The sequence below is a fragment of the Parasedimentitalea psychrophila genome (assembly GCF_030285785.1).
Taxonomy (GTDB): Bacteria; Pseudomonadota; Alphaproteobacteria; order Rhodobacterales; family Rhodobacteraceae; genus Parasedimentitalea; species Parasedimentitalea psychrophila.
Genome location: NZ_CP127247.1, coordinates 3,109,068 through 3,135,694 on the forward strand (window position 1 = coordinate 3,109,068; position 26,627 = coordinate 3,135,694).

Annotated in this window: 26 protein-coding genes, 1 other RNA gene and 1 pseudogene; 19 read left to right on the forward strand and 9 right to left on the reverse strand. The window is 61.7% G+C overall.

The genetic code is table 11. The annotated features are described in order from the left end of the window. Positions 1 to 8 precede the first annotated feature (8 nt). Positions 9 to 920 carry a 5-bromo-4-chloroindolyl phosphate hydrolysis family protein gene (locus QPJ95_RS15130; RefSeq protein ID WP_270916957.1) on the reverse strand — a complete coding sequence of 304 codons (912 nt, stop codon included), beginning with the start codon at positions 918 to 920 and terminating at the stop codon, positions 9 to 11. Between the two features lie 165 nt (positions 921 to 1,085). After that, entirely contained in the window at positions 1,086 to 2,150 is a 1,065-nt protein-coding gene (locus QPJ95_RS15135; RefSeq protein WP_270916958.1) for a pseudouridine synthase, read from the reverse strand. 61 nt (positions 2,151 to 2,211) lie between these two features. Between QPJ95_RS15135 and QPJ95_RS15140 the strand changes: the two genes are divergently transcribed. The 9 genes and pseudogenes from QPJ95_RS15140 to QPJ95_RS15180 all read left to right on the forward strand — a co-directional run bounded on the left by QPJ95_RS15140 (position 2,212) and on the right by QPJ95_RS15180 (position 8,171). Then, entirely contained in the window at positions 2,212 to 2,661 is a 450-nt protein-coding gene (locus QPJ95_RS15140) for a nucleoside deaminase (RefSeq protein WP_270916959.1), read from the forward strand. Between the two features lie 197 nt (positions 2,662 to 2,858). Further along, positions 2,859 to 3,464, forward strand: a complete 606-nt coding sequence (locus tag QPJ95_RS15145) for a DNA-3-methyladenine glycosylase I (RefSeq protein ID WP_270916960.1) — start codon at positions 2,859 to 2,861, stop codon at positions 3,462 to 3,464. Positions 3,465 to 3,629: 165 nt separating this feature from the next. Then, the gene (gene gatC, locus QPJ95_RS15150) at positions 3,630 to 3,917 is read left to right on the forward strand and encodes an Asp-tRNA(Asn)/Glu-tRNA(Gln) amidotransferase subunit GatC (RefSeq protein WP_270916961.1); all 288 of its coding nucleotides are present in this window, start codon (positions 3,630 to 3,632) and stop codon (positions 3,915 to 3,917) included. A gap of 4 nt (positions 3,918 to 3,921) precedes the next feature. Beyond that, positions 3,922 to 5,409: an Asp-tRNA(Asn)/Glu-tRNA(Gln) amidotransferase subunit GatA gene (gene gatA / locus QPJ95_RS15155; RefSeq protein ID WP_270916962.1), complete on the forward strand. Its 1,488-nt coding sequence runs from the start codon at positions 3,922 to 3,924 to the stop codon at positions 5,407 to 5,409. 37 nt (positions 5,410 to 5,446) lie between these two features. Beyond that, entirely contained in the window at positions 5,447 to 6,217 is a 771-nt protein-coding gene (locus QPJ95_RS15160; RefSeq protein WP_313851295.1) for a hypothetical protein, read from the forward strand. Further along, positions 6,214 to 6,711, forward strand: a pseudogene (locus QPJ95_RS15165) (N-acetylmuramoyl-L-alanine amidase); the annotation flags it as partial. The gene QPJ95_RS15160 and the pseudogene QPJ95_RS15165, both read left to right, overlap by 4 nt. A gap of 271 nt (positions 6,712 to 6,982) precedes the next feature. Then, positions 6,983 to 7,405: RNase P RNA component class A (gene rnpB / locus QPJ95_RS15170), an RNA gene on the forward strand. Between the two features lie 107 nt (positions 7,406 to 7,512). Beyond that, positions 7,513 to 7,680 carry a 50S ribosomal protein L33 gene (rpmG, locus tag QPJ95_RS15175; protein ID WP_270916963.1) on the forward strand — a complete coding sequence of 56 codons (168 nt, stop codon included), beginning with the start codon at positions 7,513 to 7,515 and terminating at the stop codon, positions 7,678 to 7,680. A 329-nt stretch (positions 7,681 to 8,009) separates the two neighbouring features. Next, a complete protein-coding gene (locus QPJ95_RS15180) occupies positions 8,010 to 8,171 on the forward strand; it encodes a hypothetical protein (RefSeq protein WP_270916964.1) in 162 nt (53 codons plus the stop codon). A gap of 103 nt (positions 8,172 to 8,274) precedes the next feature. Here the strand turns inward: QPJ95_RS15180 and QPJ95_RS15185 are convergent, their stop codons facing one another. From QPJ95_RS15185 to QPJ95_RS15195, 3 genes are all read right to left on the reverse strand, one after another. After that, complete coding sequence (locus tag QPJ95_RS15185) at positions 8,275 to 8,748, reverse strand: GNAT family N-acetyltransferase (protein WP_270916965.1); 474 nt, start codon at positions 8,746 to 8,748, stop codon at positions 8,275 to 8,277. An 84-nt stretch (positions 8,749 to 8,832) separates the two neighbouring features. Continuing rightward, complete coding sequence (locus QPJ95_RS15190; RefSeq protein ID WP_270916966.1) at positions 8,833 to 9,609, reverse strand: Bax inhibitor-1/YccA family protein; 777 nt, start codon at positions 9,607 to 9,609, stop codon at positions 8,833 to 8,835. Between the two features lie 183 nt (positions 9,610 to 9,792). Next, positions 9,793 to 10,002 carry a DUF1127 domain-containing protein gene (locus QPJ95_RS15195; RefSeq protein ID WP_270916967.1) on the reverse strand — a complete coding sequence of 70 codons (210 nt, stop codon included), beginning with the start codon at positions 10,000 to 10,002 and terminating at the stop codon, positions 9,793 to 9,795. A 127-nt stretch (positions 10,003 to 10,129) separates the two neighbouring features. On the opposite strand from QPJ95_RS15195, the gene QPJ95_RS15200 reads away from it, so the two are divergent. After that, entirely contained in the window at positions 10,130 to 11,017 is an 888-nt protein-coding gene (locus QPJ95_RS15200) for a LysR family transcriptional regulator (protein ID WP_270916968.1), read from the forward strand. A 69-nt stretch (positions 11,018 to 11,086) separates the two neighbouring features. Here the strand turns inward: QPJ95_RS15200 and QPJ95_RS15205 are convergent, their stop codons facing one another. After that, a complete protein-coding gene (locus QPJ95_RS15205; RefSeq protein WP_270916969.1) occupies positions 11,087 to 12,058 on the reverse strand; it encodes an NADPH:quinone oxidoreductase family protein in 972 nt (323 codons plus the stop codon). A 344-nt stretch (positions 12,059 to 12,402) separates the two neighbouring features. Here QPJ95_RS15205 and QPJ95_RS15210 point away from each other — a divergent pair, with 344 nt between their 5' ends. The 4 genes from QPJ95_RS15210 (at position 12,403) to QPJ95_RS15225 (ending at position 15,576) form a co-directional block, all read left to right on the forward strand. After that, positions 12,403 to 12,774: a helix-turn-helix domain-containing protein gene (locus QPJ95_RS15210; RefSeq protein WP_270916970.1), complete on the forward strand. Its 372-nt coding sequence runs from the start codon at positions 12,403 to 12,405 to the stop codon at positions 12,772 to 12,774. Positions 12,775 to 12,891: 117 nt separating this feature from the next. Then, positions 12,892 to 13,683, forward strand: coding sequence for a histidinol-phosphatase (gene hisN, locus QPJ95_RS15215; protein ID WP_270917208.1), 792 nt, complete (start codon positions 12,892 to 12,894; stop codon positions 13,681 to 13,683). Positions 13,684 to 13,793: 110 nt separating this feature from the next. Then, complete coding sequence (locus tag QPJ95_RS15220; RefSeq protein WP_270916971.1) at positions 13,794 to 15,131, forward strand: 8-oxoguanine deaminase; 1,338 nt, start codon at positions 13,794 to 13,796, stop codon at positions 15,129 to 15,131. A 4-nt stretch (positions 15,132 to 15,135) separates the two neighbouring features. Beyond that, positions 15,136 to 15,576, forward strand: a complete 441-nt coding sequence (locus QPJ95_RS15225; protein ID WP_270916972.1) for a CAP domain-containing protein — start codon at positions 15,136 to 15,138, stop codon at positions 15,574 to 15,576. A 102-nt stretch (positions 15,577 to 15,678) separates the two neighbouring features. Here the strand turns inward: QPJ95_RS15225 and guaD are convergent, their stop codons facing one another. Further along, entirely contained in the window at positions 15,679 to 16,965 is a 1,287-nt protein-coding gene (gene guaD / locus QPJ95_RS15230; protein ID WP_270916973.1) for a guanine deaminase, read from the reverse strand. 134 nt (positions 16,966 to 17,099) lie between these two features. Here guaD and mgtE point away from each other — a divergent pair, with 134 nt between their 5' ends. From mgtE to QPJ95_RS15255, 5 genes are all read left to right on the forward strand, one after another. Beyond that, a complete protein-coding gene (gene mgtE, locus QPJ95_RS15235; RefSeq protein ID WP_270916974.1) occupies positions 17,100 to 18,500 on the forward strand; it encodes a magnesium transporter in 1,401 nt (466 codons plus the stop codon). 10 nt (positions 18,501 to 18,510) lie between these two features. Beyond that, complete coding sequence (locus tag QPJ95_RS15240) at positions 18,511 to 19,074, forward strand: 5-formyltetrahydrofolate cyclo-ligase (RefSeq protein ID WP_270916975.1); 564 nt, start codon at positions 18,511 to 18,513, stop codon at positions 19,072 to 19,074. A 278-nt stretch (positions 19,075 to 19,352) separates the two neighbouring features. Next, the gene (locus tag QPJ95_RS15245) at positions 19,353 to 20,165 is read left to right on the forward strand and encodes a TIGR00282 family metallophosphoesterase (RefSeq protein WP_270916976.1); all 813 of its coding nucleotides are present in this window, start codon (positions 19,353 to 19,355) and stop codon (positions 20,163 to 20,165) included. A gap of 85 nt (positions 20,166 to 20,250) precedes the next feature. After that, positions 20,251 to 22,029, forward strand: a complete 1,779-nt coding sequence (locus QPJ95_RS15250) for an SLC13 family permease (RefSeq protein WP_270916977.1) — start codon at positions 20,251 to 20,253, stop codon at positions 22,027 to 22,029. Between the two features lie 114 nt (positions 22,030 to 22,143). Then, complete coding sequence (locus QPJ95_RS15255) at positions 22,144 to 22,902, forward strand: YbaY family lipoprotein (protein ID WP_270916978.1); 759 nt, start codon at positions 22,144 to 22,146, stop codon at positions 22,900 to 22,902. A 78-nt stretch (positions 22,903 to 22,980) separates the two neighbouring features. Here QPJ95_RS15255 and QPJ95_RS15260 read toward each other — a convergent pair whose 3' ends face one another. Both QPJ95_RS15260 and QPJ95_RS15265 read right to left on the reverse strand, forming a co-directional pair. Further along, the gene (locus tag QPJ95_RS15260; protein ID WP_270916979.1) at positions 22,981 to 24,642 is read right to left on the reverse strand and encodes an FAD-binding dehydrogenase; all 1,662 of its coding nucleotides are present in this window, start codon (positions 24,640 to 24,642) and stop codon (positions 22,981 to 22,983) included. Between the two features lie 181 nt (positions 24,643 to 24,823). Then, positions 24,824 to 26,596, reverse strand: coding sequence for an SLC13 family permease (locus QPJ95_RS15265; RefSeq protein ID WP_270916980.1), 1,773 nt, complete (start codon positions 26,594 to 26,596; stop codon positions 24,824 to 24,826). Positions 26,597 to 26,627: the final 31 nt, after the last annotated feature.

Consider the following 26,627-nt stretch of genomic DNA (forward strand, 5'->3'; position numbering starts at 1 on the left):
CGTTAAAATCAGGTCAGATCCAGATGGACCCCTTCGCGCTGCAACCGATCCCGCAGCACGTCTATTTCAATGGTCAGATCGCTGCGGTCTTCCAGCAGCATTTTGCGGTTCCGGGCGGCAAATCCCTGCTCCAGATCGTCCAGCAGCGCCAGATAGTCGGCGCGGGCCTGGGCATCCTGGCTGCGGCTATAGATATCGGCGAATTTCACCGTCGCATCACGGGCGCCCTGCAAATAGACCGTCAGATACTTGCGCGCGGCGGTTAGGTCGCGCGGGTCTTCCTCGACGGTGCGGAACAGCTCGCGGGCGATGGATTGGAACTGCGCCACGCGGGTGTCGATCTGGCGATCCTGCGCCCGCCGGGCCGCGTGCCGCATCGTGGTCAGGCAGGCCTCGGCATCGTTGACCACCCGCGCCACCCGCGATTGCTGAAATTCGTCAATGCCTTCGACACCCTTGTCCACCATCGGGTCCAGGCCAAAGGCCGCCATATGCAGCGCCAAAACAGCCGAGCCATAGACAGCCGCGATCAGCAGCCCCGGTTCGGCCTTCCAGGCGGCGAGCGCTGCACCAATCCCGGTCAGGATCGAGGCGGCAAGCTTGCGGGGCAGGGCAGGGCGACGGGCGACCCGGCGGGCGTTATAGGCGCTTTGTGCCCGCAGACCTTGGCGTAACATCCAGGCGGCAGCGGTCCAGGCGCCGGCCGCCAGCAGTCCCAACGCCAGACCCATGGCACCGTCCAGCAGTGAAAACAGAACCATCACCGCAGGCGGCACAAACATCAGGTTCGAGCCCGCGCCGATTGGGTCTGGCTGGGCATTTCTGTAAGAATTTGAAGGCGCTGCGCTGCGGGGCGGGGCACCCTCAGGGCGGTCCGAATTACCCTCGGGGCTGTAATGACCGCCGAATTTCTTGGCCATGTGCTTTAGGCCCCCACAATCCAGCCGGTGCTGAGACCGAGCATCAGGATCAAAAGGGCCACAAAGGCAATTTTCTGCACGCGGGGTCTCCCGAAGACGCTGTTCCGCCTTAGAATTTAGGCGATAGCGGGGCGTCTTACTAGGGGGAACTCGCGCGCAGTCGAATCAGCGGCGGGGATTCTTGCCGCCCGGCTTGCCGCCCGAGCGCCCATCAGGGCGCTGCGAAGGTCTGCCCGTGCTGGGTTTCCCACCGCTGCGGCCTGTTGGGTTGCCGCCGGGTCGGCCAGTTGGTTTGCCGCCTGTGCGTCCAGTGGGTCTACCACCACCGGAGCGGTCGGGGCCCTTGCTGGAATAGCCGCGACCACCGGGCCGTCCGTCCTCTTCCGGCTCGCGGGGGCGACCGGGTTTGCCTGCCATCGTGCTGGGGCGCTTGCGCAGCGGGCGTCTGGGTTTTGCGGCGACCTCAGGCTCTGGCTCAGCTTCCAGCCCCAGTTGATCGCGCATCACCTTGCGGCGGATTTCCTCAACCGCGCCCAGTTTCAGCTGACCCAGCTGGAACGGACCATACGAGACCCGCAGCAACCGGTTCACAGTAAAGCCGATGTCCTCAATCGCGCGGCGAATTTCACGGTTCTTGCCTTCGCGGATGCCGATTGTCAGCCAGGCATTGGCGCCCTGCTGGCGATCCAGCGTCACCTGCATCGACTGGAACCGCTCACCGTCGATCACCATGCCTTTGCGCAGCGGCTCAAAATCGCTGTCCTGTGGCCGGCCGTTGATCCGCACCCGGTATTTGCGCAGCCATCCGGTCGAGGGCAGTTCAAGCTGGCGCTTGATGCCGCCATCATTGGTCAGCAGCAGCAGGCCTTCGGAGTTGATGTCCAGCCGGCCCACCGTCATCACCCGTGGCAGATCCTCGGGCAGGCGGTCAAATATCGTGGTGCGGCCTTTTTCATCGCTGTTGGTGGTCACCAACCCGCTGGGCTTGTGATACAGCCACAGCCGCGCCGGTTCCGGGTCGCCAACGGGTTTGCCATTGGCAATGATCCTGTCCTGCGGCGTGACGTTCAGCGCCGGGCTGTCGATCACCGTGCCATTTACGGAGACAAGACCGGCATTGATCATGCGCTCGGCCTCGCGACGCGAGGCAATGCCGGCACGGGCCAGAACTTTGGCGATGCGATCGCCGGCCGGCGGTGAGCCGGGAGGAGGGGTCTGAGATTGGGTCATAACCCGCCCTTAGACGATTCTGCGCGGTTGCGAAAGCACGCAATCCAAGGCATTTTGCAGCATGGTTTTCAAATCTCATATGGAACAGGCGCTTAGCGAGGCGCGCGCCGCAGCCGATCGAGGCGAAGTGCCGGTGGGGGCGGTGCTGATCGACCCGCAGGGGCAGGTGGTGCAAGTCGCAGGCAATCGCACCCGTGAGCTGCATGACCCCACCGCCCACGCCGAGATTCTCACCCTGCGCGCCGCCTGCGGCGAAGCTGGCTCGCAGCGGCTGGCGGGCTATGATCTCTATGTGACGCTGGAGCCCTGCGCCATGTGCGCCGCCGCCATTGCCGCGGCGCGGATCGGCCGGCTGTATTATGGCGCCTCCGACCCCAAGTCGGGCGGCGTGGCGCATGGCGCCCGGGTGTTCTCGCATCCGCAGGCGCATCATGTGCCTGAGGTCTATGACGGCATTGCCGAGGATGAGGCCGAACAGATGCTAAAAGATTTCTTTGCCGCGCGCCGTTGATCCGGTCGCGTTGAACCCTGCTTTGCCTGGCCGATAGGCCGGGCAGCACCCGCCTCGGTCGGGCGCTGCCCTTCGACTTAAAAGGGGACGGGTAAGGCTTGGCGGCGGAAACGGGTACGGTTGGTATTGAAAACGGCACCTGTTCCTGCAATGTTCCAGGTGAAGGCGTCGTAAGTTTATTAGGAAAAGGAACAGCCGTGAGCAATATCACCACAGGCCCGGATGGTCAGGCCCGCTGCAGCTGGAGCGGCTCGGTGCCGGAGTTTCTGCCCTATCACGACAACGAATGGGGCTATCCGGTCGGCAATAATATCCGCCTGTTCGAAAAGGTCTGTCTGGAGAGTTTCCAGTCGGGCCTCAGTTGGCGTACCATTCTCAACAAACGCGACAATTTTCGCGCCGCGTTTGACGGGTTCGACTATGCCAAAGTGGCCACATACACCGAGGCGGATGTGGAGCGGTTGTTGCAGAATGCCGGCATTATCCGCCATCGCGGCAAGATCGAGGCGGTGATCAACAATGCCGCCCGGGCGCTGGAACTGGAGGCTGAGGCGGGATCGCTGGCGGCGTTTTTCTGGAGCTTTGAGCCAGACTCAGACAGCCTGCCAGAGCCGCAGACCCAGACCACCAGCCCCGAATCCGTGGCACTGTCCAAGGCGCTGAAGAAACGCGGCTGGAAATTTGTCGGCCCCACCACCGCCTTTGCCTTCATGCAGGCGATGGGGCTGATCAATGATCACGCCAGAGGGTGTTATTGTCGCGAGAAGGCGGTGCAGGCGCGATTGGCGTTTGAGCGGCCTTAGCGGATGCCCGGCCAGATCCCCGGCCTGCGCTTCCAGTCTGATCCCCAATGACAGCGGATCAGCTTCGATAACCGGGTAAGGCGCGGCGCGATATCACGGCGGACGCTTGCGCCCTCGCGCAAGCGGGGCTAAACGCTTGGACCAAGTTGCAACTGGAGATTAGCCATGTCGATCGACAAGGACACCGCCGCGCGCGTGGCCAAACTGGCCCGGATCAAGGTCGAAGCAGAGGCCCTGCCGGCACTTGCCGCGGAATTCAACACCATTCTCGGCTTTATTGAACAGCTCAATGAGGTGGACGTAGAGGGCGTTGAGCCGATGACTTCGGTCACGCCACAGCGCCTGAAGCGCCGTCAGGACGTGGTCAATGACGGCCACCAGCAGCCCAAAGTGCTGGCCAATGCCCCTGATGCCCGCGAGGGTTTCTTTGCTGTGCCTAAGGTAATGGAATAAGAGCATGACTGATCTGAACAAACTGGGCCTGGCCGAGGCCCGTGACCTGCTGCGCAAGGGCGAGACCTCCTCGGTTGAGCTGACCCAGGCCTGCCTCACCGCTATTGACGCGGCCGGTGCGCTGAACGCCTTTGCGCATAAAACGCCCGAGATTGCGCTGGAGCGCGCCAGCGCTGCGGATGCGCGCCTAAAAGGCGAAGATGCGCCCGCCATGTGTGGGCTGCCGATTGGTATCAAAGACCTGTTCTGCACCAAAGGCGTTCCCAGTCAGGCCGGTAGCCGCATCCTGCAGGGCTTTAAGCCCGAGTATGAATCGACGGTGTCGCAGAACCTGATCGACAGTGGCTCGGTGATGCTGGGCAAGCTGAACATGGATGAATTCGCCATGGGCTCGTCCAATGAAACCTCGGTTTACGGCGATGTGATCAGCCCCTGGCGGCGCGGCGATGATACCGCTGCTCTGACACCGGGTGGCTCCTCTGGTGGTTCGGCTGCTGCGGTGGCGGCGGATCTGTGTCTGGCGGCAACCGGCACCGATACCGGTGGTTCGATCCGCCAGCCGGCCGCCTTTACTGGCACTGTCGGCATCAAACCCACCTACGGCCGTTGCTCGCGCTGGGGTGTGGTGGCCTTTGCCTCCTCCTTGGATCAGGCTGGCCCGATGACCAAATCGGTGCGCGACGCGGCCATCATGCTCGAAGTCATGGCTGGCCATGACGCCAAAGACAGCACCAGCGCCGATCTGGCGGTGCCGAATTTTGAGGCCATGCTGACGGGCGATATTCGCGGCAAGAAAATCGGTATCCCCAAGGAATACCGCATGGACGGCATGCCGGCGGCGATCGAAACGCTCTGGGCGGATGGTGCGGCAATGCTGAAAGACGCCGGCGCCGAGATCGTCGATATCTCGCTGCCGCATACCAAATACGCGCTGCCTGCCTATTACGTGATCGCCCCCGCCGAGGCCTCGTCGAACCTGGCCCGCTATGACGGTGTGCGCTACGGCCACCGCGCCAAGCTTGAGGCCGGCGACGGCATCACCGAGATGTATGAGAAGACCCGCGCCGAAGGCTTTGGTCCCGAAGTGCAGCGCCGGGTGATGGTCGGTACTTATGTGTTGTCGGCGGGATTCTATGACGCCTATTACAACCGCGCCCGCCGCGTCCGCACCTTGATCAAGAAGGATTTTGAGGATGTCTTTGCCGCCGGTGTCGATGCGATCCTGACTCCGGCCACCCCTTCGGCGGCCTTTGGTCTGGGTGAAATGATCGATGCCGATCCGGTGCAGATGTACCTGAACGATGTCTTCACCGTGACCGTCAACCTAGCTGGGTTGCCGGGGATCTCGGTGCCCACGGGTCTGGATGCCCAGGGTCTGCCGCTGGGTCTGCAATTGATCGGCAAGCCCTGGGAAGAGGGTGATTTGCTGAACACCGCCTATGCCCTGGAAGCGGCAGCCGGCTTTGTGGCCAAGCCGGGCAAATGGTGGTAAGCATCGTCGCAATCATGAGCAGAAACAGCAGGTAGAAATGATGCGCGTAATTGTCTCCCTCATCTCTGTGGGCAGTGTACTGGCCTTGACCGCCTGTACGCCACCCATCCCGGACAGCGGTGCCGAGGCGGGCTTTGACAGCAGTCCGTTTGATCGCGCGCCGCTGGCCGGAACCACGATATACGGGGATCCGCTGGTGCCGCCGGTGCAGATTGAGACGGCCTCGCTGGTGGCGCCCGCTGCGGCGCCGCGCAGCCCGGGCAGCTCAACCAGCGCAGGCAGCCTCAGCCCGGCGTCGGGCAATGCCGATATCGCCAGCGAAACAGCCGCAGCCCTGTCCGCCGCGCAAAGCAACTCGGGTCAGGTGCCGCTGGAGGCCAGCCCGTCGAACCCTGCGCCACTGCCTATCGTTAATGCCGGGATTTCGGACGAGAACGACTTTGGCGCGGTGTCGTCGCGTCAAAGTATCGAAAGTGACGCCGATCGACTGGCCCAAAACCGCTCCCAGTATCAGGTCATTGAAACCACCGCAGTGCCAGTGCGGCAGGGCGAGGCCGGACCAAATGTGGTCGCTTACGCGCTGGGCACCAGCAATCCGCTGGGCAATCGCATCTACAGCCGCACAGGCATCAATCTGCGCGCCAAATCAGCCCGCAACTGCGCCGGGTACCGGGCGCCGGACCTGGCCCAGCAGGCGTTTCTTGACGCGGGTGGGCCAAAACGCGACCGGCTGTCCCTGGATGCCGATGGCGACGGCTACGCCTGTGACTGGGATCCGATTCTTTATCAGCATGCAGTAAGAAACTGAGCGGCGCGGCAGATAGCGCCGCCGCCTGCTGGCATCCCAGCCCTAACTTCGGGCCGCGTCGCGATGGGTTGCTACCGTCGCTGATCGTGATCCACTACACCGCCATGGACAGCGCCAGTGCGGCGCTGCAACGCCTCTGCGACCCATTGGTCGAGGTCTCGGCCCATTACCTGATCGGCGGCGATGGCCGCTGCTGGCAGATGGTGGCCGAGGCTCAGCGCGCCTGGCATGCCGGGGCCGGGCAATGGTGCGGCTTCGACGATATCAACTCTCGCTCCATTGGCATCGAGCTGGACAATCGCGGTGACCATCCCTTTGCCGAGCCCCAGATGGTGGCGCTGGAAACCTTGCTGGCGGAGATCATGGCGCGCTGGTCCATTCCCGCCCAGGGTGTGATCGGTCACTCGGATATGGCGCCGGGTCGCAAATTTGACCCCGGCCCCCGTTTCGACTGGTCCCGTTTGGAGGAGCAGGGGCTTGCGGCCCGGCCAGCGCCGGATCGCGGCACAGAATAGCGGGGCGAATGTCCTGACCCCAGTGCATCTACGTCGCGGCGCGCGGGTGGCAGTCTCTTTGTTTCTGGGCGAGGCTCTGCCTCGCGCTCCGGGATATTTGGGGCCAGATGAAGAGCGGATCCAGCTTCATCTGGCCCTAAATATCCTGGGGTGAATTGGCCGCAGGCCAAGAGGGGCAAGCCCCCATTGTCGCCCCAGTGCCATAACTGATGCTTGACGGCAGATATGCGGCGGCGTAGGGCGGGGGCGCGCAGAGGGCTGGATGGCCGCGGGGGGCGTAAGCCCCGCGAGGAAAGTCCGGACTCCATAAGGCAGTGGTGCCGGGTAACGCCCGGGCGGAGAGATCCGACGGAGAGCGCCACAGAAAATAGACCGCCCGTCGGACCAGAGGTTCGCCAAAGGAGCATCCGTACGGGTAAGGGTGAAACGGTGGGGTAAGAGCCCACCGCGCCGCTGGCAACAGGGGCGGCATGGCAAGCCCCACCAGGAGCAATGCCAAATAGGACCCCCGCGCGGGCTGGTCCCGGATCTCCGGGATACCGCCGCTAGGCTGGCTTTAGCCGAGAGGGGTCGGGTTGGCAGCTTGAGGTTCGCAGCAATGCGCGCCCTAGAGGAATGGTCATCGAAGGGGGTAACCCCGGAACAAAATCCGGCTTATAGGCCCTCTGCGCATTAATCCCTCCCGATTGCTATTGACTCAGACACTGAGGCAGGTACAAGCCGGGCTCAAATAGGAATTTACCGGAAGGCCCCCTGCCTTTTCGGACGCAGGAGAATACCATGGCGAAGCCTACCACCATCAAAATCCGCCTGAACTCGAGCGCGGGCACCGGCCACTTTTACGTGACCAAGAAAAACGCACGCACCATGACCGAAAAGATGGTCATGCGTAAGTACGACCCGGTTGCGCGTAAGCACGTCGAGTACAAAGAAGGCAAAATCAAGTAAGCCTTTTTGTCAGGACTGACAAACAATGGGGTCTCGCATATGCGGGGCCCCGTTGTGTTTTGGCGAGGCGGTTTTGAGTTTGTCCGTTGAGCCTGCCTCCGGCAGAGCCGTCACCGCCGCATTTGTCCGCCTGTCCGTGTGCCGCCCGATCGGTTCACCATGCCAGCCATCTTTGCGGTGACGCCGTTGGCGGCCCTGGCTGTTGCCGTTGGTGGGCGCATATCATCAACTTCAAGCAAATTGTCGCCAAATAATCCTGACTCCGCGCCAGAAAATACATCTTATTGCCATCTTTTCAATGCAACCTACCATTGCATTGGAGGTGCGTCATGCAGGGGTCTAGTCGCCTATTGAATATACTGGCTCTGGCGGTGCTGGTTTTGCTGGCTGGTGCGATCCAGGCAGGGCCGGTGGCAGATCCTGAGGCGGATCCGGTGGTGGTCAGCGCGCCCCCTGCGATTGAAACGCAGCGGTTGCAGCAATTGGGCTAGAGTGCTTGGTGCCGGTCACTGGCTGGACGTCACTGGCTTGGACGTTACTGGCTTGGACGTCGTGCAGCAGCTTGGCTGGTGCCAGTGACCGGAATGGTGCGCCTCAGGCCCGCCATTCCGCCACTGTCAGAACCGGTTGCAATCCCATGCAGCCCATCAGGGCCGCCGAGGCCGCGTTGAACGGAGCGTAACTGGTGGCAATAACCGTGATGTTCTTGGCGGCGACCTCGGCCTTCATTTTTGCCATCAGTGCCTTGCCCACCCCCATCCGCTGCCAGGGTTTTTGCACCGCGATGTGATGCAGCATGGCGCGGGTCTCAGCGGCGCGGACCGGTAGCGCCTCACGATGTTCTATCTGATAGATTAAGTAGCCCAGCAAAGCCCCCTGTGGGCTCTCAGCGCCAAGCGCATAGAGGCCCTCACTTGCCAGCCACTGCTGCAGCCAGGCTTGCAGCTCTTTCTGCTGCGGCTCTGGGGTGTGTCGCGCTGGCTGATGGGTGACGTGCAGTGCATGCAGGTCCTGCAGCAGTGGCACTAATCGCCGGGCGTCGGTGGCGGGGATATCAATAATCTTCATAACCAATACTCACTTGTTGAAAACGCAAAAGGGGCGGATCGCTGTGATCCGCCCCCCTGTTGAATTTGGTATGTGGTGGCGCGGTTATTCGCGGTTACCAAACAGGTGGAGCAGCATCATGAACATGTTGATGAAGTCCAGATAGAGGCTCAGCGCGCCCATGATGGCGGCCTTGCCCAGCCATTCACTGTCGCCCGAGTGGGCCATCTGCAAATAGGTGTTCTTGATTTTCTGGGTGTCATAGGCGGTCAGACCGGCAAAGATCAGCACGCCGATGGAGGAGATCGCAAACTGCATCGCCGATGACTGCATGAAGATATTAACCACCGAGGCCACGATCAGGCCGATCAGACCCATCATCAGGAAGGTGCCCATGGCGGACAGGTCCTTCTTGGTGGTGTAGCCCACCAGCGACAGGCCGGCAAAGGCGATCGACGTGATCAGGAACACCTGAATGATCGAGGCGCCTGTATACATCAGGAAGATGGAACTGATCGACAGGCCCATGGTGGCGGCAAAGGCGTAAAATGTCAGTTGCGCGGTGGCGGCCGACATTTTGTTGATCATGGCTGACAGGCCAAAGACAAAGGCCAGTGGGGCAAACATGATGACATATTTCAGCGCCGACCCGTAGATCGCATAGCCAAAGGATGTCAGGTATTTGTCAGCCCCAATTTGCGCCGCTGCACCAGCCGGATCCGAGGTTACCGCCAGGCCCGCAATCGCCCAGGCGGCCAGAAAGGTGATCAGCATACCCACCGACATGGTGCCGTAGACTTGGTTCATATGGGCGCGCAGGCCCGCGTCGATCTCGGCAGTGCGGGCGCCCGCAGCGGATCGAATGGTGTCAAATTGTGCCATGTGTCATGGTCTCCGTCTAAAATCTCTTGCATCGCCACCTGTGGCTGCGCTCCCGCTAAATATCGGGTGAACGGAGTTTGTTTTCAAGTATTTCGTTGCAGATATCGCATAAAAACGCGAAAGGACGGGGCCGTTTTGGCATCCCGTCCATTTCACTCCGTATTTGGCCGTGGTTTGCGCCGCTCAGCAGCGCCAGCTATCCGGCGCATCCCAGAAGCTGCGGCGGGCTTCGGTGTTGGCTTGGCGCCGCGACAGGCCGATGTCGTTGAGGGCGCTGTCGTCCAGCGCCTTCAGCGCCCGGCGCTGCTTCCAGACAGCGAGACGAGCGGTCAGCCCGGCGATCAGCGAGGGGCGGCTCGGGGCGGTGGCGCAGGTTTGGCTGATATAGGTCATTGGTCTTGTCCTTTCCGGTGTTCTTGATGCGTTGTCGGTCGTCGATCAATTCTGTTGATGTGTATGACGAAGTATGATTGATATTGAAAACGAATGTTTTTGAAGTCTTCCATCAAGGATTGTGATGATGCGGAATTTGGATATCACCACCCTGCGGTCATTTATGGCCGTCGCAGACAATGGCGGCGTGACCCGCGCTGCCGGCTTTCTGCATTTGACGCAATCAGCGGTGTCGATGCAGCTCAAACGACTAGAGGAGTTGCTGGGCCAGCAATTGCTGGACCGCTCCGGGCGCACCATTGCCCTGACCGGATCAGGAGAGCAGCTTTTGGCCTATGCCCGCCGCATTGTTAAGCTCAACGACGAGGCGATAGGGCGGCTGACCGATCAGGTCTATGAGGGGGAAATCGTTCTGGGGGTGCCGCATGACATTGTCTACCCGTCGATCCCGCAGGTGTTGCAACGGTTTCACGCCGCCTATCCACGGGTGCGGGTGCAATTGATTTCCAGCTATACTCGCAATCTGAAAGAGCAGTTTTCAAAAGGCAAGATTGATCTGATCCTCACCACCGAAAGCACCAGCACCGAAGACAGCGAGACCCTGGCCGAGCGCCCATTGTGCTGGATCGGGGCGCCAAATGGGTCGGCCTGGCGCCAGCGCCCTCTGCCACTGGCCTATTGTCTTCACTGTGCGTTCCGCCCCAAAGTGGTTGCCGAGTTAGACAAAATGGACATCGCCTGGGATCTGGTGGTGGAAACCGAAAGTGACCGCACGGTCGAAGCCACAGTGGCGGCGGATCTGGCGATCCAAACGATGATTGAAGGCACCGAACCGCCGCATCTGGCGCAGATCGATCATGGCGGCAGCCTGCCGGAGCTGCCGGTGCAGATGGTCAACCTTTATGGGGCCGAGGTCACCGGATCCCATATCGTCGCCGAGATGTCGGGGTTCCTGCGGCAGGCGTTTAGCACCGTCTCCACGCCGCTGGCGGCGCCGCACTGGCACGCCGCCTAAGAATTGCGTCAATTTGGCCGATAGGTCAGGTGCTGCCCGGCCTATCGGCCGGGCAAATTGGTTGCGGTTCTAGATGGGCTGCCCCGGCATGGTAATCACCACCTTGCCTGTCGACTTGCGATTGCGCAGCAAATCCATGCCCTCGGCCACCCGCTCCAGCGGCAGGCAGTGGCTGATATGCGGATGCAACCGCCCCTCGACAAACCAGCCCAGCAGCCTGTCCAGAGACCCGCGCACCACCTCGGGGTGGGATTTGAGATAGCCTCCAATGTAAAAGCCGATGACGGTCAGATTCTTGACCAGCAGATGATTGGCCGGGATCTGCGGGATGTCACCGCTGGCGAAGCCAATAGGCAGCAGGCGGCCGCCGGGATTTGTGGCGCGGAAGGCGGCTTTCCACAGCGCGCCGCCGACCACATCATAAACCACATCCGCCCCTCCCAGCGCCTTCACCACCTCTGTTAAATCGTCACCGGCATCAATCAGGTGGTCTGCCCCGGCGGCGCGCGCCACCGCCAATTTGTCAGCCCCGCGGGCCTGCGCAATCACCCGGGCGCCCATCTGCTTGCCGATCTCGACGGCGGTCAGACCGGCGCCGCCGGCCGCACCAGTCACCAGCAGCGTTTCGCCGGGGCGCAACCGGGCACAGTGATCCAACGCCACATGGCTGGTGCCATAAGCGATCTGAAACGCGGCTGCCTGCTCAAAGCTCATCTGGTCGGGGATCTTCACCGCACGGCTGGCCGCAAATGCGCCACTTTCCGCCAGCCCGCCGTGGCCGCAGAACACTGCAACCCGATCCCCCACTGCAAACCCGGAAACCTGCGCCCCAAGCGCGGTGATGACGCCGGAAATCTCCATGCCCAGGGTGAAGGGCAGATCCGGGGTGTCCTGATAGGTCGCATTCAGCATTAGTAGATCTGCGAAGTTCAACCCACAGGCGAATATCCTGACCTGTATTTGCTCCGATCCCGGTTGGGACGCGTCAATTTGCAGCAGCCGGGGAGGGCCGCCGGAGGCAGGCATATGATACGCACGCATACTAAAACTCCCTGTTTTTCTGTCCCTAAGACGATTTTGATGAAATCTGTAAAATTAGAATCATTAATATTCACCCTCACTATTATTGGGGATGAGTCGCAGCACTTCACTACACCAGATACGAGAAAAAAAGATCGGTAAAATCAGATATTTGGAATAAAGCCACCGGCAGCCGGGTGGGGATGGGGTTGAATTCAACCAAGAAGAGCGTAATGTTAACACAGTGGTTGAGTTTGGCGTGTTGGATGGGGATAGATTGAGGACGGGCTAGGTAATTGGCACAGTCTTTCAGTCGTTATTTGGCCGCCAGGCATTTGACCTAAAATTTAGATGAGGAGAGAAGCATGGCTCATCCCGTAGATGTGCATGTGGGCAAGCGGATCCGGCACCGCCGCTGGTTGACTGGCATGACCCAACAGCAGCTGGCCGAACAGGTTGGCATCAAGTTTCAGCAAATCCAAAAATACGAGACCGGCGCCAATCGCGTCAGCGCCTCGCGGCTGTGGGATATTTCGGATTCGCTGACTGTTCCGGTGAGTTTCTTTTTCGAAGGCCTAGAAGGGGCGGCCGATTCAGGATCTGATAAATCCTCGGTGCCCGCCGACCTGATGGGCGACAAGGAAGCTCTCGATCTTGTTCGCTCCTACTATGCGATTCCTGAAAACCAGCGTCGCCGGTTGTTTGAACTGGCCCGGGTGCTCAGCGACGTCGCCTGATCGCGACTGGCCTTTAGGCTTGAAGACCTGGCCATTGGGCTTGAAGACCTAGCCGTGAGGCTTGAGAATCTGGCCTTAAGGCTTGCAATAGACGCGGTTGAGTGGCAACCGATGGGGATGACCTCAACCGCGTTTACCGATCTCGAGATTGCCCATATGCTGGCGGATGCTGCCGGCACTGCAATCCTGCCCTATTTCCGCCGTTCCGACCTCTGTGCCGAGAACAAGCTGAAAGAGGGGTTTGACCCCGTCACCATCGCCGACAGCGCTGCCGAACTCGCTATGCGGGCGATCTTGGCGGATCACCGGCCTCAGGATGGTATTTGGGGCGAAGAATTCGGGCAGACACTGGGCTCCTCCGGGCGCAGCTGGGTGCTGGACCCGATCGACGGCACCCGCGGCTTTATCAGTGGCACCCCGACCTGGGGCGTCTTGATCGCCCTGAGCGATGACCAGGGGCCGTTTTTGGGCATTGTCGATCAGCCCTATACGGGCGAGCGTTTTGTCGGATCTAGCGATGGCGCAACGATGACCGGACCGCTGGGACCACAGGCCTTGCAAACCCGCGCAACCACCACGCTGGATCAGGCCATTCTGTTCACCACCTTCCCCGAGGTCGGCACCCCAGCCGAACGCGCCGGGTTTGACAGTGTCTCGGCGCAGGTCAAGCTGACCCGCTATGGCATGGATTGTTACGCCTATGCGCTGCTGGCGGCGGGGCAGGTGGATCTGGTGATCGAGGCCGGGCTGAACGCCTATGATATCCAGGGCCCGATCGCGGTGATCCAGGCGGCTGGCGGCATTGTCACCAACTGGCAGGGCGGCCCGGCCCATAACGGCGGCCGGGTGTTGGCGGCGGCCAACCCACAAATCCACGCCGCAGCTTTGGCGCTCCTGAAAAAAGCTTGAGCCGGATCTGACCTTCGGCTATTTTACAAAAGCCGAGTCCTTTGCCCCTTCTGTCGGCCCAAATACACACTTCGTAGCGAAGCGGGCCAACATACGAAGTGTGAGGGGCTATGCCTGAAATTCTGATTCAAAACGCCGATACCATCATCACCATGGACGATGGCGGTCGGGTCTATCACGGCGCCGATTTGCTGATCCGCGACGGAGTGGTGGCGGCCGTGGGGCCAGATTTGCACACTGCAGGAGAGACCCTCTCGGGGCGCGGCTGCGTGGTGACGCCGGGACTGGTGAACACCCACCACCACCTGTACCAAAACCTGACCCGCGCGGTGCCCGGCGCGCAGGATGCTCTGCTGTTTGGCTGGCTGCAACGGCTCTACCCGATCTGGGGCCGCTTTGGCCCGGACGAGATGTTCACCTCGGCGCAACTGGGGTTGGTTGAACTGGCGCTGTCTGGTTGCACCCTCAGCTCAGATCACCTCTACCTCTATCCCAACGGCGCCCGGCTGGAAGATACCATTGACGCCGCCGCCACGGTGGGCCTGCGCTTTCACCCCACTCGCGGCGCCATGAGCATTGGCGAAAGTGACGGCGGGTTGCCGCCCGATGCCCTGGTGGAACGCGAAGAGGCCATTCTCAACGATATGATCCGGGTGGTGGATGCCTTTCATGACCCGGCGGAGGGCTCGATGTGCCGGGTTGGGCTGGCGCCCTGTTCGCCGTTCTCGGTCAGCCGCGGGCTGATGCGCGACACTGCAATACTGGCCCGTGACAAAGGCGTGATGCTGCACACTCACCTGGCCGAAAATGACGAAGACGTCGCCTATTCCCTGGCCCAGTTCGGCTGTCGCCCGGGCCAATACGCCGAAGATCTGGGCTGGACCGGCGCCGATGTCTGGCATGCCCATTGCGTCAAGCTGGATGTGGTCGAAATCGACCTCTTCGCCCGCTCGCGCACCGGTGTTTCCCATTGCCCCTGTTCCAACTGCCGCCTCGGCAGCGGCATCGCCCCGGTGCGCCAGATGCGCGATGCGGGCGTTCCGGTTGGCCTCGGCGTTGACGGCTCGGCCAGCAATGATGCGGCCAATCTGATCGGCGAGGCGCGCCAGTCGATGCTGCTGCAGCGGGTACAAAACGGCGCCGACGCCATGAGCGCCTATGAGGCGTTGGAAATTGCCACCCGTGGCGGCGCTGATGTTCTGGGCCGCCCCGACTGTGGCCGGCTATCGCCCGGCAAACGCGCTGACATCGCCATCTGGGACACCACTGGCGTCAGCTCCAGCGGCAGCTGGGACCCCGCCGCGCTGCTGCTGGCTGGCCCGAGCCAGGTGAAACATCTCTTCGTCGAAGGCCGCCAGATTGTGCGAGGCGGAGAAATCACCACTGTAGAGCTGCCGCAGCTGCTGCAGCGTCACAACGCGCTGGCGCAGCGATTGATGGAGACCTGACCCCATGAAGCAGCGGGCCACGCTGATGATCAGCCTCCTGCTATCGGCGCTGCCGGTCTCGGCGGCTGAGCTGGATCGCAACGACGCCAGCAACCATCTCAACGCCCTGCGGGTCGACAGCCAGCTTTCAGAGTTACAGTATTCCATGACGCTTGAGACAGCCGCCCGTCGCCACGCCGAGGACATGGTCCGCAAGGGGTTCTTTTCCCATACTGGCAGCGATGGATCAGGCATCGGCGAGCGCTTGACCCGCAGCGGCTATGGCTGGTGCGCTGCCGCCGAAAATATCGCATCAGGTCAGCCCACATTGGCTGACGTGATGCGCGCCTGGACCAAGTCGCGCGGCCACCGAAAGAATATGCTGAACACATCCGTAAGTGAGTTTGCGCTGGTGCGCGCACCGGGCAATATCTGGGTTATGGTGTTGGCGCGCCCAGGCTGCTGACCCCAAGCTGCTGACCCCAGGCTGCTGACAAAGGCGCGCCGCCTATTTTCTTCTTGTCTGAAATACCTCCGCCGGAGGCCGCCCGCGCCAGCGGGCACCCTTTTATACCGCCCGTCCGCCAATCCAAACCTCGGCCACGGCACGGTCGTCGCCCATCATGATGGTGGCAAACACCGCCTCCCACAGATCCGCCGCGCGGGTTGTGCGCTGGGCAATCGCCGGGGTCGAGGCCAGATCCAGCACCACCAGATCGGCCTCCATGCCGGGCGCGATATTGCCGATCTTATGCTCCAGCCGCAGCGCCGCCGCCGACCCTTGGGTGGCCAGCCACAACAGCTGCGCCGCATGCAGCGGGGTGCCGCGCAGCTGGCCAACCTCATAGGCCGCCGCCATGGTGCGCAGCATCGAAAAGCTGGAGCCGCCGCCGGTGTCTGTGGCCAGACCAATGCGCTGACCCTCAGCCATCAGCCCATTCATGTCGAACAATCCGGAGCCGATGAAAGTGTTTGAGGTCGGGCAATGCACCAGTGCGGCGCCAAACTCCCGCAGCCGGTGGCGCTCGCGCTCCTCCAGATGAATGGCATGGCCATACAATCCGCGCGCCCCCAAAAGGCCAAACTCCTCATAGGTATCCAGATAGTCCCGCGCCTGCGGGAACAGCGTCTTAACCCAGGCGATCTCATCCACTTGCTCGCTCAGATGCGTCTGCATCAGGCAGTCCGGGTGCTTGGCCCAGAGCGCCCCCATCGCCTCTAGCTGATCCGGGGTTGAGGTCGGCGAGAACCGTGGGGTAATAGCATAGCCCAGCCGATCCACCCCGTGCCAGCGGGCGATCAGCGCGTCACTGTCATCATAGGCTGATTGCGGCGTATCGCGCAGACCATCCGGGGCATTGCGGTCCATGCAGGTCTTGCCGGCCACAATCCGTTGGCCCCGCGTCTGCGCGGCGGAGAAAATGGCATCGACGCTTTCGGGGTGGATGGTACAGAAGGAACAGACCGTGGTGGTGCCATTGGCTGTGGTCAGATCCAGATAGCGATTGGCGACCTCATTGGCATAGGCGCGATCGCCAAAGCGCATTTCCTCGGGGAATGTATAGGTATTCAGCCAGTCGATCAGCCGCTTGCCCCAGCTGGCGATGATGGCGGTCTGCGGGTAATGCACATGGGCGTCGACGAATCCGGCCAGGATCAGCTTGTCGCTGTGATCCACCAGCGGTGCCCTCGGCAGCAGCGCCCGCATCTCTGCCAGCGATCCGGTACCGGCCACCAGCCCATCCCGAATGGCAACCGCTTCAGACAGTTGCGCGGCATCCTGCGGCGCGCCCTCGTCAAAGGGCGAGCGCGAGAAGGACAATACCTGCCCCTTAAGGATAGTCTCGGTGCTCATGATGCGCGTCCTTTTCTTGCCAAACTGTGCCCCGCAGGATACCCGGCGCAGCAGTTGCGGTAAATTATGCCATTGTCATTGTTTTTCGGTAGCAGCTTCTTCTAGTTTGCAATCAATCAGGCGGAGGTCAGCCCATGAGCACAGGCAGCGATCACGACAGCAGCAACCGCAGCGGCGATCACCCGCGCGAGGATGCGTATGAGCTGGACCGCAAGGCGGTTGCCGCCATTCTCTATGCGGTGGATGTGCAGGACAAGGACCAGCTGGCCCAGTTGATGGCGCCACTGCACGCGGCTGACATTGCCGACCTTCTGGAACAGATCAACAGCCATGACCGGGCCCGGCTGATTGAATTACTCGGCTATCAGTTCGACGGTGAAATCCTGTCGGAGCTGGAAGAATCGGTGCGCGAAGAGCTGCTGCCCATCCTCCACCCGCAGGTGCTGGCCGAGGCGGTGCGCGATCTCGAAACCGATGACGTGGTTGATCTGGTCGAAGACCTGCAAGAGCCGCAGCAAGAGGCGATCCTTGAGGTGCTGGAGGATGCCGACCGGGTCGCGGTGGAGCAGGCGCTGGCCTATCCGGAAAAATCAGCCGGCCGTTTGATGCAGCGCGCGGTGGTGATGGCGCCCGAGCACTGGTCTGTCGGTCAGGTGATTGATTTCATCCGCGACGCCGAGGATCTGCCCGAGCAATTCTATCACGTGGTGCTGGTCGACCCGCGGCTGAAACCGGTGGGCAATGTGACGCTTGGCAGGCTGATGAGCGCCCACCGCAAGGTCAAGCTGACCTCGCTGAAAGAAGAGATCTTTCAGGTGATCCCGGCAGATCAGGATGAAGAAGACGTCGCTTATGCCTTCAACCAGTACCACCTGATCTCGGCGCCGGTGGTGGACGGTGAGGGCCGGTTGGTCGGGGCGATCACCATTGATGATGCCATGGTGGTGCTGGCCGAAGAACACGAAGAAGACATTCTGCGGCTGGCCGGGGTTGGTGAAAGTGCGCTGTCGGACCGGGTGAAGGACACCATTAAGCGGCGGCTGCCCTGGTTGGCGGTGAACCTGGTGACGGCGATTTTGGCCTCGATGGTGATTTCTCAGTTTGAGGCGACCATTTCCGAGCTGGTGGCGCTGGCCATCCTGATGCCAATTGTCGCCTCGATGGGCGGCAATGCCGGCACCCAGTCGCTGACCGTTGCGGTGCGGGCAATTGCCACCAAGGATCTGACCAGCTCAAACGTCTGGCGGGTGATCCGGCGCGAAGTGCTGGTGGGGCTGGCCAACGGCATTATTTTTGCGGTGGTGATGGGGCTGGTGGGGCTGGTCTGGTTTGGATCCGGGGCGCTGGGGCTGGTGATCGCGGTCGCAATGGTGATCAATCTGGTCGTGGCGGGGCTGGCCGGTACGGTGATCCCGGTGTTATTGGATAAGGCCGGGATCGACCCGGCGCTGGCCTCTGGTGCCTTTGTGACCACGGTGACGGATGTGGTTGGGTTCCTTGCCTTTTTGGGGTTGGCGGCCTCGGTTCTGTTCTAGGAGACAGGGTATGACAGATCTGACTGCGATCAAATCCCAGGCCCGCAAGGCGGGTTTTGCCCGGCGCAAGGACGCTTTTTCGATGCATAAACCCGGTGCCGCCGGCCATCTGTCCGAGGTGCTGGCCGGCTATCGCGGGGTGCCGCTGTCGGGCTATATGCCGATCCGTACCGAGATTGATCCACTGGCTGCAATGGCTGAGGCGGCGGCGCATGGCCCGGTTGCGGTGCCGGTGATCATGGCGGCAGGGCAGCCGTTGAAATTCAGCCGCTGGCAACCCGAAGCGCCACTGCGCGACGGGCCCTTTGGCGCAAAGGTCCCCGAGGTGGACGATTTTTTTGACCCCGAGATCCTGATCGTGCCGCTGGTTGCCTTTGATGCCCGCGGTGGACGGCTGGGCTATGGCGGCGGTTTCTATGATCGCACCCTGGAGGGGTTGCGCGCCAAGCGACCAACCCTGGCCATCGGCTTTGCCTTTGACGCGCAAGAGGCGGAAGATCTGCCACTGGAACCCACCGACCAGCCGCTGGACATGCTGATCACCGAAAGCCGGGTGCTGCAGTTCAACCGCTGACGCGCGCCACTCCCGCCCGTTGTTGACCTGCCTGCGCAGGCCTGCCGCCCGTTGGGCGTGGCACCGCGCTGACGCGCGGTGCAACAAAAAGGCTGCTGAGAGGCTCTGAGGTGCAGGTCTGCCCCTCAGGAGCCATATCAAGTCTATTGTCTGCTTCCCTGGCCTCAAGGGCTGGCCGCGCATGCGCGCGGTCGCTGTGCGACCCTTGACCCCAAAGAAGCAGACCGGCGTGCAGTAGGGGGTTGTCCTCGCCCCCTGCGACGGCCTAAGCACGGGCCATGAGAATTCTGTTTTTAGGCGATGTGATGGGCCGCGCCGGGCGCAAGGCTGTCACCGAGAATCTGCCGCGTTTGCGCGACGAATGGCGGCTGGATTTTGTTGTGGTCAATGGCGAGAACGCCAGCAATGGCATGGGGCTGAGCGGCGATCACGCCAAGGCGATGCTGGACGCCGGGGTCGATTGCCTGACCCTGGGCGATCACGCCTTTGACCAAAAGGACATGCTGCAGTTCATCGAGAAGGAACCGCGTATCATCCGGCCTCTGAACTATGCCAAGGGCGCGCCGGGCAAGGGTTACCGGCTGTTCAATGCGCCGGGTGGCCGCAAGGTTCTGGTGCTGCAGGCGCTGGGGCAGGTGTTCATGAAACGCGCCTTTGATGATCCGTTTTCTGCCGTCGAAACCGTGCTGAGGGCGCATCCGCGTGGCGGGCTGGCGCAGGCGGTTATCGTCGATATGCACTGCGAGGCGACCTCGGAGAAGATGGCGATGGGGCATTTCTGCAATGGCAAGGCATCCTTGGTGGTGGGCACCCACACCCATGTGCCAACCGGCGATGCGCAGATCCTTGACGGCGGCACCGGCTATCTGACGGATGCCGGCATGTGCGGCGATTACAACTCGGTGATTGGCATGGAAAAAGCCGAACCGATGCGCCGCTTTATCACCGGCATGCCCAAAAGCCGCTTTACCCCGGCAACGGGCGAGGCAACCCTGTCGGGGGTGTTTATCTCCACGGATGACCGCACCGGCGCCACCAAGGAGATCCGGATGATCCGGTCGGGTGGAGTGTTGCAGGACTCAGTGCTGTAACCCACCGGACCATCCCTGCGGCTTTGCTTGCACCATATGCCAAAGCGGGTCAGGATGTCGTGCAAAGAAGATGACGGGCGGTGGCATGAATTTAGTGGCTTTTTCGGACACCGGCGGCGCGGTTGCGACCCTTGTTGTTGTGGTTGTGATGTTCATCCTGTTCATGCGCGAATCCTACCCGGCTGAGGTGGTGGCGATTGGTGGTGCTGCAACAATGCTGGCGCTGGGGGTGTTGCCCTATGAGGCGGCGCTGCATGTCCTGTCCAACCCGGCGCCCTGGACCATCGTGGCCATGTTCATCGTTATGGGGGCTCTGGTGCGCACCGGTGCCTTGCAATGGTTCACCGATCTGGCCGAGGCGCAGGCCGATTCTCGGCCCGCCGTTGCGATCGGCGCGCTGATGCTGTTTGTCGTTGTGGCCTCGGCATTCGTGAACAATACACCGGTTGTTGTGGTGATGATCCCGGTGTTTGTGCAACTGTCCCGCAAGCTGGGGATCTCTGCCAGCAAGATGCTGATCCCGCTGAGCTATGCGGCCATTCTGGGCGGCACCCTGACCCTGATCGGCACCTCGACCAACCTGCTGGTGGACGGGGTGGCGCGGGCCAATGGGCTGGAACCCTTTACCATTTTTGAGATCACCCCGCTGGCTATTTTCCTGGTGATCTGGGGCGCGATCTATCTGCGTTATATTGCGCCGCACCTGTTGCCGGATCGCTCCAGCATGGCGACGCTGCTGTCGGGCAAGCACACGATGAAGTTCTTTACCGAAGCGGTGATCCCGCCTGAGAGCAATCTGGTGGGGCGCGAGGTGTCGGGGGTGCAATTGTTCAAACGGGCCGGGGTGCGGCTGATTGATGTGATCCGGGGCGATGTCTCACTGCGCCGCGATCTTAAGGCTGTCGAACTACAGGCTGGTGACCGGGTTGTGCTGCGCACCCAGATGGCCGAACTGCTCAGCCTGCAGCGCAACAAGGAATTGCGCCGGGTCGATCAGGTGTCGGCGGTGGAGACCTCAACCGTCGAGGTGCTGATCACGCCGGGATGCCGGATGATTGGCCGCGCTCTGGGGGCCATGCGGCTACGCCGTCGCTATGGTGTTTATGTTTTGGCAGTCCACCGGCGCAACCAGAATATCGGTCAGCAGCTGGACGGTCTGGTGGTGCGGGTCGGCGATACACTGCTGCTCGAGGGCGGCTCGGATGATATCCAGCGGCTGGCCGCCGAAATGGATATGGTTGATGTGACCAAACCCTCGGCCCGCGCCTATCGCCGCAGCCACGCGCCCATCGCGCTGGCCGCGATTGCGGGCATTGTGGTGTTGGCGGCAATGGGAGTGGCGCCGATCCTGCTGCTGGCTGTGCTGGCCATGGCAACTGTGTTCCTGACCCGCTGCATCGACAGCGACGAGGCCTTTTCCTTTATTGACGGGCGGCTTCTGGCGCTGATTTTTGCCATGCTGGCGGTGGCGACGGCGCTGGAAACCTCGGGCGCGATCAAACTGATCGTTGATGCGCTGGCACCGCTGATCGGTGGCCTGCCGCCGTTCTTCATCGTCTGGGCGGTCTACCTGCTGACCTCGGTGCTGTCCGAGCTGATCAACCACGCGGTGGCGGTGGTGCTGACCCCGGTTGCGATTGGTCTGGCGCTGTCGATGGGGGTAGAGCCCAGGCCGCTGGTGATTGCAGTGATGGTGGCCGCCAGCGCCACCTTTGCCACCCCGATCAGCTATCAGACCAATATGATGGTCTATGGTCCCGGCGGCTATCGCTTTACCGATTTCATGAAGGTGGGCATTCCGCTGAATCTCAGCATCGGATTGCTGGCGTCGGCGCTGATCCCGGTGTTTTGGCCCCTGAACTAGGGCTGGCACTAGGGCCAATTCGGCGCGTTTTTGCCAATTGCGGCGATGCGAGGGTGTAATCTGTGATTCAATCCCCAGATGACTTGGGATTGAGTTTCTTACGAGGCACTGAAAATGGATATCAAAACAGGTTTCATGGCTCTGGTCCTTGCGACATCAACTGCAATTGCAGGTGTTTCGATGGCCAAGGCAGGCACGGTAGACGGCAGCGTCACTTATTTGCAGCGTATCGCAGTGCCACCCGGGGCCAGGCTGCTGGTCGAATTGCGCGATGTATCGCTGGCTGATGCACCGTCCAAGTTGTTGACAGCGCAGGACTATGATTTGTCGGCTGTGCCGTTCGACTATTCTCTCAGCTTTGCGGACAGCGACATTGTCGACAACCTCAGCTATGCGGTATCCGCGCGGATCACACTGGACGGCACTTTGCTGTTTATCACCGATACGACCTATCCGGTGCTGACCCGTGGGGCAGGGCACAGGGTCGATATGATCGTGAAACCGGTGCCAACTGCCGCATCGGGGTCAGCGGATATGCAATTGGACAACACCAGCTGGAACCTGATTGAACTGAACGGCGCTGCGGTGGACAAGGGCCGCGACCCGGGCATTGTCTTTGCAATGGACGGACAATTTTCGACGTCGGCTGGGTGTAACCGCTTTATGGGGCAGGCGCAGTTGAACGGCAGTGAGATCAGTTTCCCCGATAGGCTGGCCGGTACGCTGATGGCCTGTGCGCCGGGGTTGGATGTGCAGGAAAATGATTTTCTGGCAGCCCTGGCCAAGGTCAAATCAATTGAACGCCAAGGGCCGCTGATGCAAATGCTGGCCGAGGATGGCTCGGTGTTGATGGTGCTGACGCTGGGGCGGTGATCAGGTGAGGGCAGCAGCCTCCGGTGGGGAAGGTCGGGCGAAACGGCGAAGAATGCCTTTTTCGTCGTAGAAAGGGCCTCAGGCAATATCTCTGGACCGCCCGGCGTTGCGTCCGGAAAAGATACAGCCACCCAGAAAGGATCCCTCTAGCGCATTATAGCCGTGATAGCCGCCACCGCCAAAGCCGGCGGCTTCTCCCACCGCGTATAACCCTGCAACCACCGCGCCATCTTGGCCAATCATCTGACTGTCCAGGTTGGTCTGCAACCCGCCCAGCGTTTTGCGGGACAGGATGTTCAGCCGTACTGCAATCAGCGGCCCGTTCTTTGGGTCCAGAATGCGGTGCGGTTTGGCGGTGCGGATCAAGCGGTCGCCGCGATAGTTGCGGGCGGCATGGATGGCGATGATCTGTGCGTCCTTGGCAAAGGGGTTGTCGACCTGACTGTCGCGTGCCTCTATCTGGCGGCGCAGATGCGGCTCTTTCAGCGGTACCTCGGCGATCTTGTTCATGCCCGCGACCAAGGTGGCCAGATCATTGGCCACCACAAAATCCGCGCCGTGTGTCTTGAAGGCCTCGACCGGTGCCGGAGCCTGACCCCGTGACAGCAACCGCGCCCGGATCACCTCAAGCCATTTGCCCGAGGTCAGATCGGGGTTCTGCTCGGACCCGGACAGGGCAAATTCCTTTTCGATGATCTTCTGGCTCAACACAAACCAGCTGTAGCTCTGCCCGGTCTTCAGGATCTCCTTCAGGGTGGCAAGGGTGTCAAACCCCGGCAGGCAGGGGGCGGCCAGGCGGTCGCCATTGGCATCAAACCACATCGACGAGGGGCCGGGCAGGATGCGGATACCGTGGTTGGGCCAGATCGGATCCCAGTTGCGCAGCCCCTCGCAGTAATGCCACATGCGGTCGCCATTGATCAGATGGCCTCCTGCCGCCTCGGCAATGGGGATCATCCGGCCATCCACATGGAACGGCACCCCGGAGACCATGTGCTTGGGTGGCTCGCCCAGCCGATCCCGCGGCCAGTTTTTGCGCACCAGCTCCAGGTTGCCGCCAATGCCGCCCGAGGCGACGATCACCGCAGGCGCATGTATCTCAAAGCTGCCGATTTGCTGGCGGTTGGTTCGGGCACCCCGAGCGGCGCTGTCATCGGCCAGGATCTCGCCCGCGACCCCATAGGCGGCGCCGTTTTGGGTCAGGATCTGGCTGACCTGATGGCGGCTACGCAGCGCGATCAGGCCGGTCTCAATATGGGCGCGCAGCCGGTCTACAAAGGGCGAAACCACGCCGGGGCCGGTGCCCCAGGTGACGTGGAACCGCGGCACCGAATTGCCGTGACCCTGGGCCATGCTGCCACCGCGTTCGGCCCAGCCCACCACCGGAAACCAGCGCAGCCCCATGTCGTGCAGCCATTGGCGCATGTCGCCTGCGGCAAACTCCAGATAGGCTTCGGCCCATTGGCGCGGCCAGTGATCCTCAACCCGGTCAAACTGGGCACTGCCCATCCAGTCGTTTAGCGCCAGACCCAGGCTGTCATGGATACCCATGCGCCGTTGCTCAGGGGTATCCACCATGAACAGACCTCCGAGGCTCCAATGGGCCTGCCCGCCGAGAAAATGCGCCGGTTCCTGATCCAGCAGGATCACCCGCTTGCCGCGATCTCCCAGTTCGGTCGCCGCCGCCAGCCCGGCCAGGCCGGTGCCGACAATGATGACATCTGCGATGTTGCTGCCCATGTTTGGCCTCTCCGTGATCCGATCCTGGCCAGCCTAAAAGGCCAGGAGGCGAGTGGGCAATTGTTTTGCCAACTGTCGTAGGGGCAACTGTTTGGTGGCTTTCTTGAGGGGAGCGATCAATACCCCATTTTCTTTCAAGAAAATGCCCCGGAAAATTCGAATTTTCCGGCTGTCGTCGCGGTCACATCGGCCAGAACACCAATATCGCCGGAATGCTGACCGCCACGATCAACACTTCCAGCGGCAGGCCAATGCGCCAGTAATCACCAAATTGATAGCCGCCCGGACCCAGAATCAGGGTGTTGTTCTTATGGCCGATCGGAGTGAGAAACGCAGCCGAGGCGGCAACGGCCACCGCCATCAAAAACGGATCAGCAGAAACCTGCAGCGTATTGGCCATTTGTATCCCCACCGGAGCGGCGACAATGGTGGTGGCGGTGTTGTTCAGCACATCCGATAGGGTCATAGTGACCACCATCAGCACCGTCAGAATGGCCCAGGCCGGAAGGCCCTGGGTCAGCCCGATCAGCGCATCGGCAATCAGCGCGGTGCCGCCCGAACCTTCCAGCGCCGAGCCCAGCGGGATCATTGATCCCAACAGCACCACCACCGGCCATTCAATATGGTCATAGATCTCGGCCACCGGCAGAATCTTGGTCAGCACATAGCCCACCACCACCAGCCCCAGCGCCACTGGCAGATACAGCAGCCCGACCGAGGCCGCCAGCACCGCAGAGCCAAACATCGCAATCGCCAGCCAGATCTTGTCATTGGCGGTCACCGCCAGCCCGCGTGTTGCCAGCGGCAGGCAGCCCAGCCATTCGGTCACATCGCTCGCCCGGTCGCGCGGGCACAGCAGTAGCAGGATATCACCGGGTTCGATTTTGGTCTGGCGAATGTGCTTGGTCAACTGGCGCCCTTGCCGCGACAATCCCATCAACACGGTGCTTTGACGCCAGGCCAGCCCGATGGACTGCGCTGATCGTCCGGCAATGCGGGCGCTCTCGGGCACCACCAGCTCAACCACCTCTAGACCTTCGCCCTCGGCGGTCAGCTTGTCCTGTCGCGCCTGATCCGAGAAATCCAGCGACATTGTGGTGCGAAACTCGTCCAGTGCCTCGGGCGTCGCCTCTAGTAGCAGCGCATCGCCGGCCTGCAATACCGATCCGGCGGCGCGGCCATAGCGCCGCTGGCCGTCGCGGATCAGACCCAGAATGGCCACATCCGCCTTTTCGGCCTCATCGTCCAATTCCCCCAGCCGCGTGCCGATCAGGCCTGAGTCCTGCGGCACCGTCAGCTCGGCAATATACTGTGCCAGCTGCGCCTCAGAGGATCCGGCGTCGTCTCGGGTCGGGATCAATCGCCAGCCCACCAGTGCAACAAAAATAAGCCCGGTTATCGCTGCAATGCCGCCCACCGGGGCAAAATCGAACATGCCAAAGGGCTCGCCAAATGTTTCGGCGCGGATCGAGGCGATGATGATATTGGGCGGGGTGCCAATCAGCGTCACCATGCCGCCCAAAATAGTGGCAAAGGACAGCGGCATCAGGCTCAGCCCCGGTGCGCGCCCGGCCTTGCGGGCGGTCTGGATATCCACCGGCATCAACAGTGCCAGCGCCGCCACGTTGTTCATGAACGCCGACAGCACCGCGCCGATGCCGCCCATCAGTGCGATATGGCTGCCCAATCCGCGCGAGGCATCCACCAGGGTGCGGGTGATCAGGAACACCGCCCCGGATCGCACCAACCCGGCCGAGACAATCAGCACCAGCGCCACCACCAGCGTCGCCGGGTGGCCAAAGCCAGCAAAGGCATCTTTGGTGGGGACCACCCCCAGCACCACGCCCACCATCAGCGCGGTAAAGGCGACCAGATCATAGCGGTACCGGCCCCAGACCAGCAGGGCAAAGACGGCTGCAAACAGTGAAAACAATGTGATTTGGTCAAATGTCATAAGGCTACTTTAGGTGCTGTGGGGACCGGAA

Excerpts from the sequence above, each read along its gene's own strand:
- QPJ95_RS15130 (WP_270916957.1), bottom strand. The coding sequence starts at position 920 with ATGGCCAAGAAATTCGGCGGTCATTACAGCCCCGAGGGTAATTCGGAC.
- QPJ95_RS15135 (WP_270916958.1), bottom strand. The coding sequence starts at position 2,150 with ATGACCCAATCTCAGACCCCTCCTCCCGGCTCACCGCCGGCCGGCGAT.
- QPJ95_RS15140 (WP_270916959.1), top strand. The coding sequence starts at position 2,212 with ATGGTTTTCAAATCTCATATGGAACAGGCGCTTAGCGAGGCGCGCGCC.
- gatC (WP_270916961.1), top strand. The coding sequence starts at position 3,630 with ATGTCGATCGACAAGGACACCGCCGCGCGCGTGGCCAAACTGGCCCGG.
- gatA (WP_270916962.1), top strand. The coding sequence starts at position 3,922 with ATGACTGATCTGAACAAACTGGGCCTGGCCGAGGCCCGTGACCTGCTG.
- QPJ95_RS15160 (WP_313851295.1), top strand. The coding sequence starts at position 5,447 with ATGATGCGCGTAATTGTCTCCCTCATCTCTGTGGGCAGTGTACTGGCC.
- rpmG (WP_270916963.1), top strand. The coding sequence starts at position 7,513 with ATGGCGAAGCCTACCACCATCAAAATCCGCCTGAACTCGAGCGCGGGC.
- QPJ95_RS15180 (WP_270916964.1), top strand. The coding sequence starts at position 8,010 with ATGCAGGGGTCTAGTCGCCTATTGAATATACTGGCTCTGGCGGTGCTG.
- QPJ95_RS15185 (WP_270916965.1), bottom strand. The coding sequence starts at position 8,748 with ATGAAGATTATTGATATCCCCGCCACCGACGCCCGGCGATTAGTGCCA.
- QPJ95_RS15190 (WP_270916966.1), bottom strand. The coding sequence starts at position 9,609 with ATGGCACAATTTGACACCATTCGATCCGCTGCGGGCGCCCGCACTGCC.
- QPJ95_RS15195 (WP_270916967.1), bottom strand. The coding sequence starts at position 10,002 with ATGACCTATATCAGCCAAACCTGCGCCACCGCCCCGAGCCGCCCCTCG.
- QPJ95_RS15200 (WP_270916968.1), top strand. The coding sequence starts at position 10,130 with ATGCGGAATTTGGATATCACCACCCTGCGGTCATTTATGGCCGTCGCA.
- QPJ95_RS15205 (WP_270916969.1), bottom strand. The coding sequence starts at position 12,058 with ATGCGTGCGTATCATATGCCTGCCTCCGGCGGCCCTCCCCGGCTGCTG.
- QPJ95_RS15210 (WP_270916970.1), top strand. The coding sequence starts at position 12,403 with ATGGCTCATCCCGTAGATGTGCATGTGGGCAAGCGGATCCGGCACCGC.
- hisN (WP_270917208.1), top strand. The coding sequence starts at position 12,892 with ATGACCTCAACCGCGTTTACCGATCTCGAGATTGCCCATATGCTGGCG.
- QPJ95_RS15220 (WP_270916971.1), top strand. The coding sequence starts at position 13,794 with ATGCCTGAAATTCTGATTCAAAACGCCGATACCATCATCACCATGGAC.
- QPJ95_RS15225 (WP_270916972.1), top strand. The coding sequence starts at position 15,136 with ATGAAGCAGCGGGCCACGCTGATGATCAGCCTCCTGCTATCGGCGCTG.
- guaD (WP_270916973.1), bottom strand. The coding sequence starts at position 16,965 with ATGAGCACCGAGACTATCCTTAAGGGGCAGGTATTGTCCTTCTCGCGC.
- mgtE (WP_270916974.1), top strand. The coding sequence starts at position 17,100 with ATGAGCACAGGCAGCGATCACGACAGCAGCAACCGCAGCGGCGATCAC.
- QPJ95_RS15240 (WP_270916975.1), top strand. The coding sequence starts at position 18,511 with ATGACAGATCTGACTGCGATCAAATCCCAGGCCCGCAAGGCGGGTTTT.
- QPJ95_RS15245 (WP_270916976.1), top strand. The coding sequence starts at position 19,353 with ATGAGAATTCTGTTTTTAGGCGATGTGATGGGCCGCGCCGGGCGCAAG.
- QPJ95_RS15250 (WP_270916977.1), top strand. The coding sequence starts at position 20,251 with ATGAATTTAGTGGCTTTTTCGGACACCGGCGGCGCGGTTGCGACCCTT.
- QPJ95_RS15255 (WP_270916978.1), top strand. The coding sequence starts at position 22,144 with ATGGATATCAAAACAGGTTTCATGGCTCTGGTCCTTGCGACATCAACT.
- QPJ95_RS15260 (WP_270916979.1), bottom strand. The coding sequence starts at position 24,642 with ATGGGCAGCAACATCGCAGATGTCATCATTGTCGGCACCGGCCTGGCC.
- QPJ95_RS15265 (WP_270916980.1), bottom strand. The coding sequence starts at position 26,596 with ATGACATTTGACCAAATCACATTGTTTTCACTGTTTGCAGCCGTCTTT.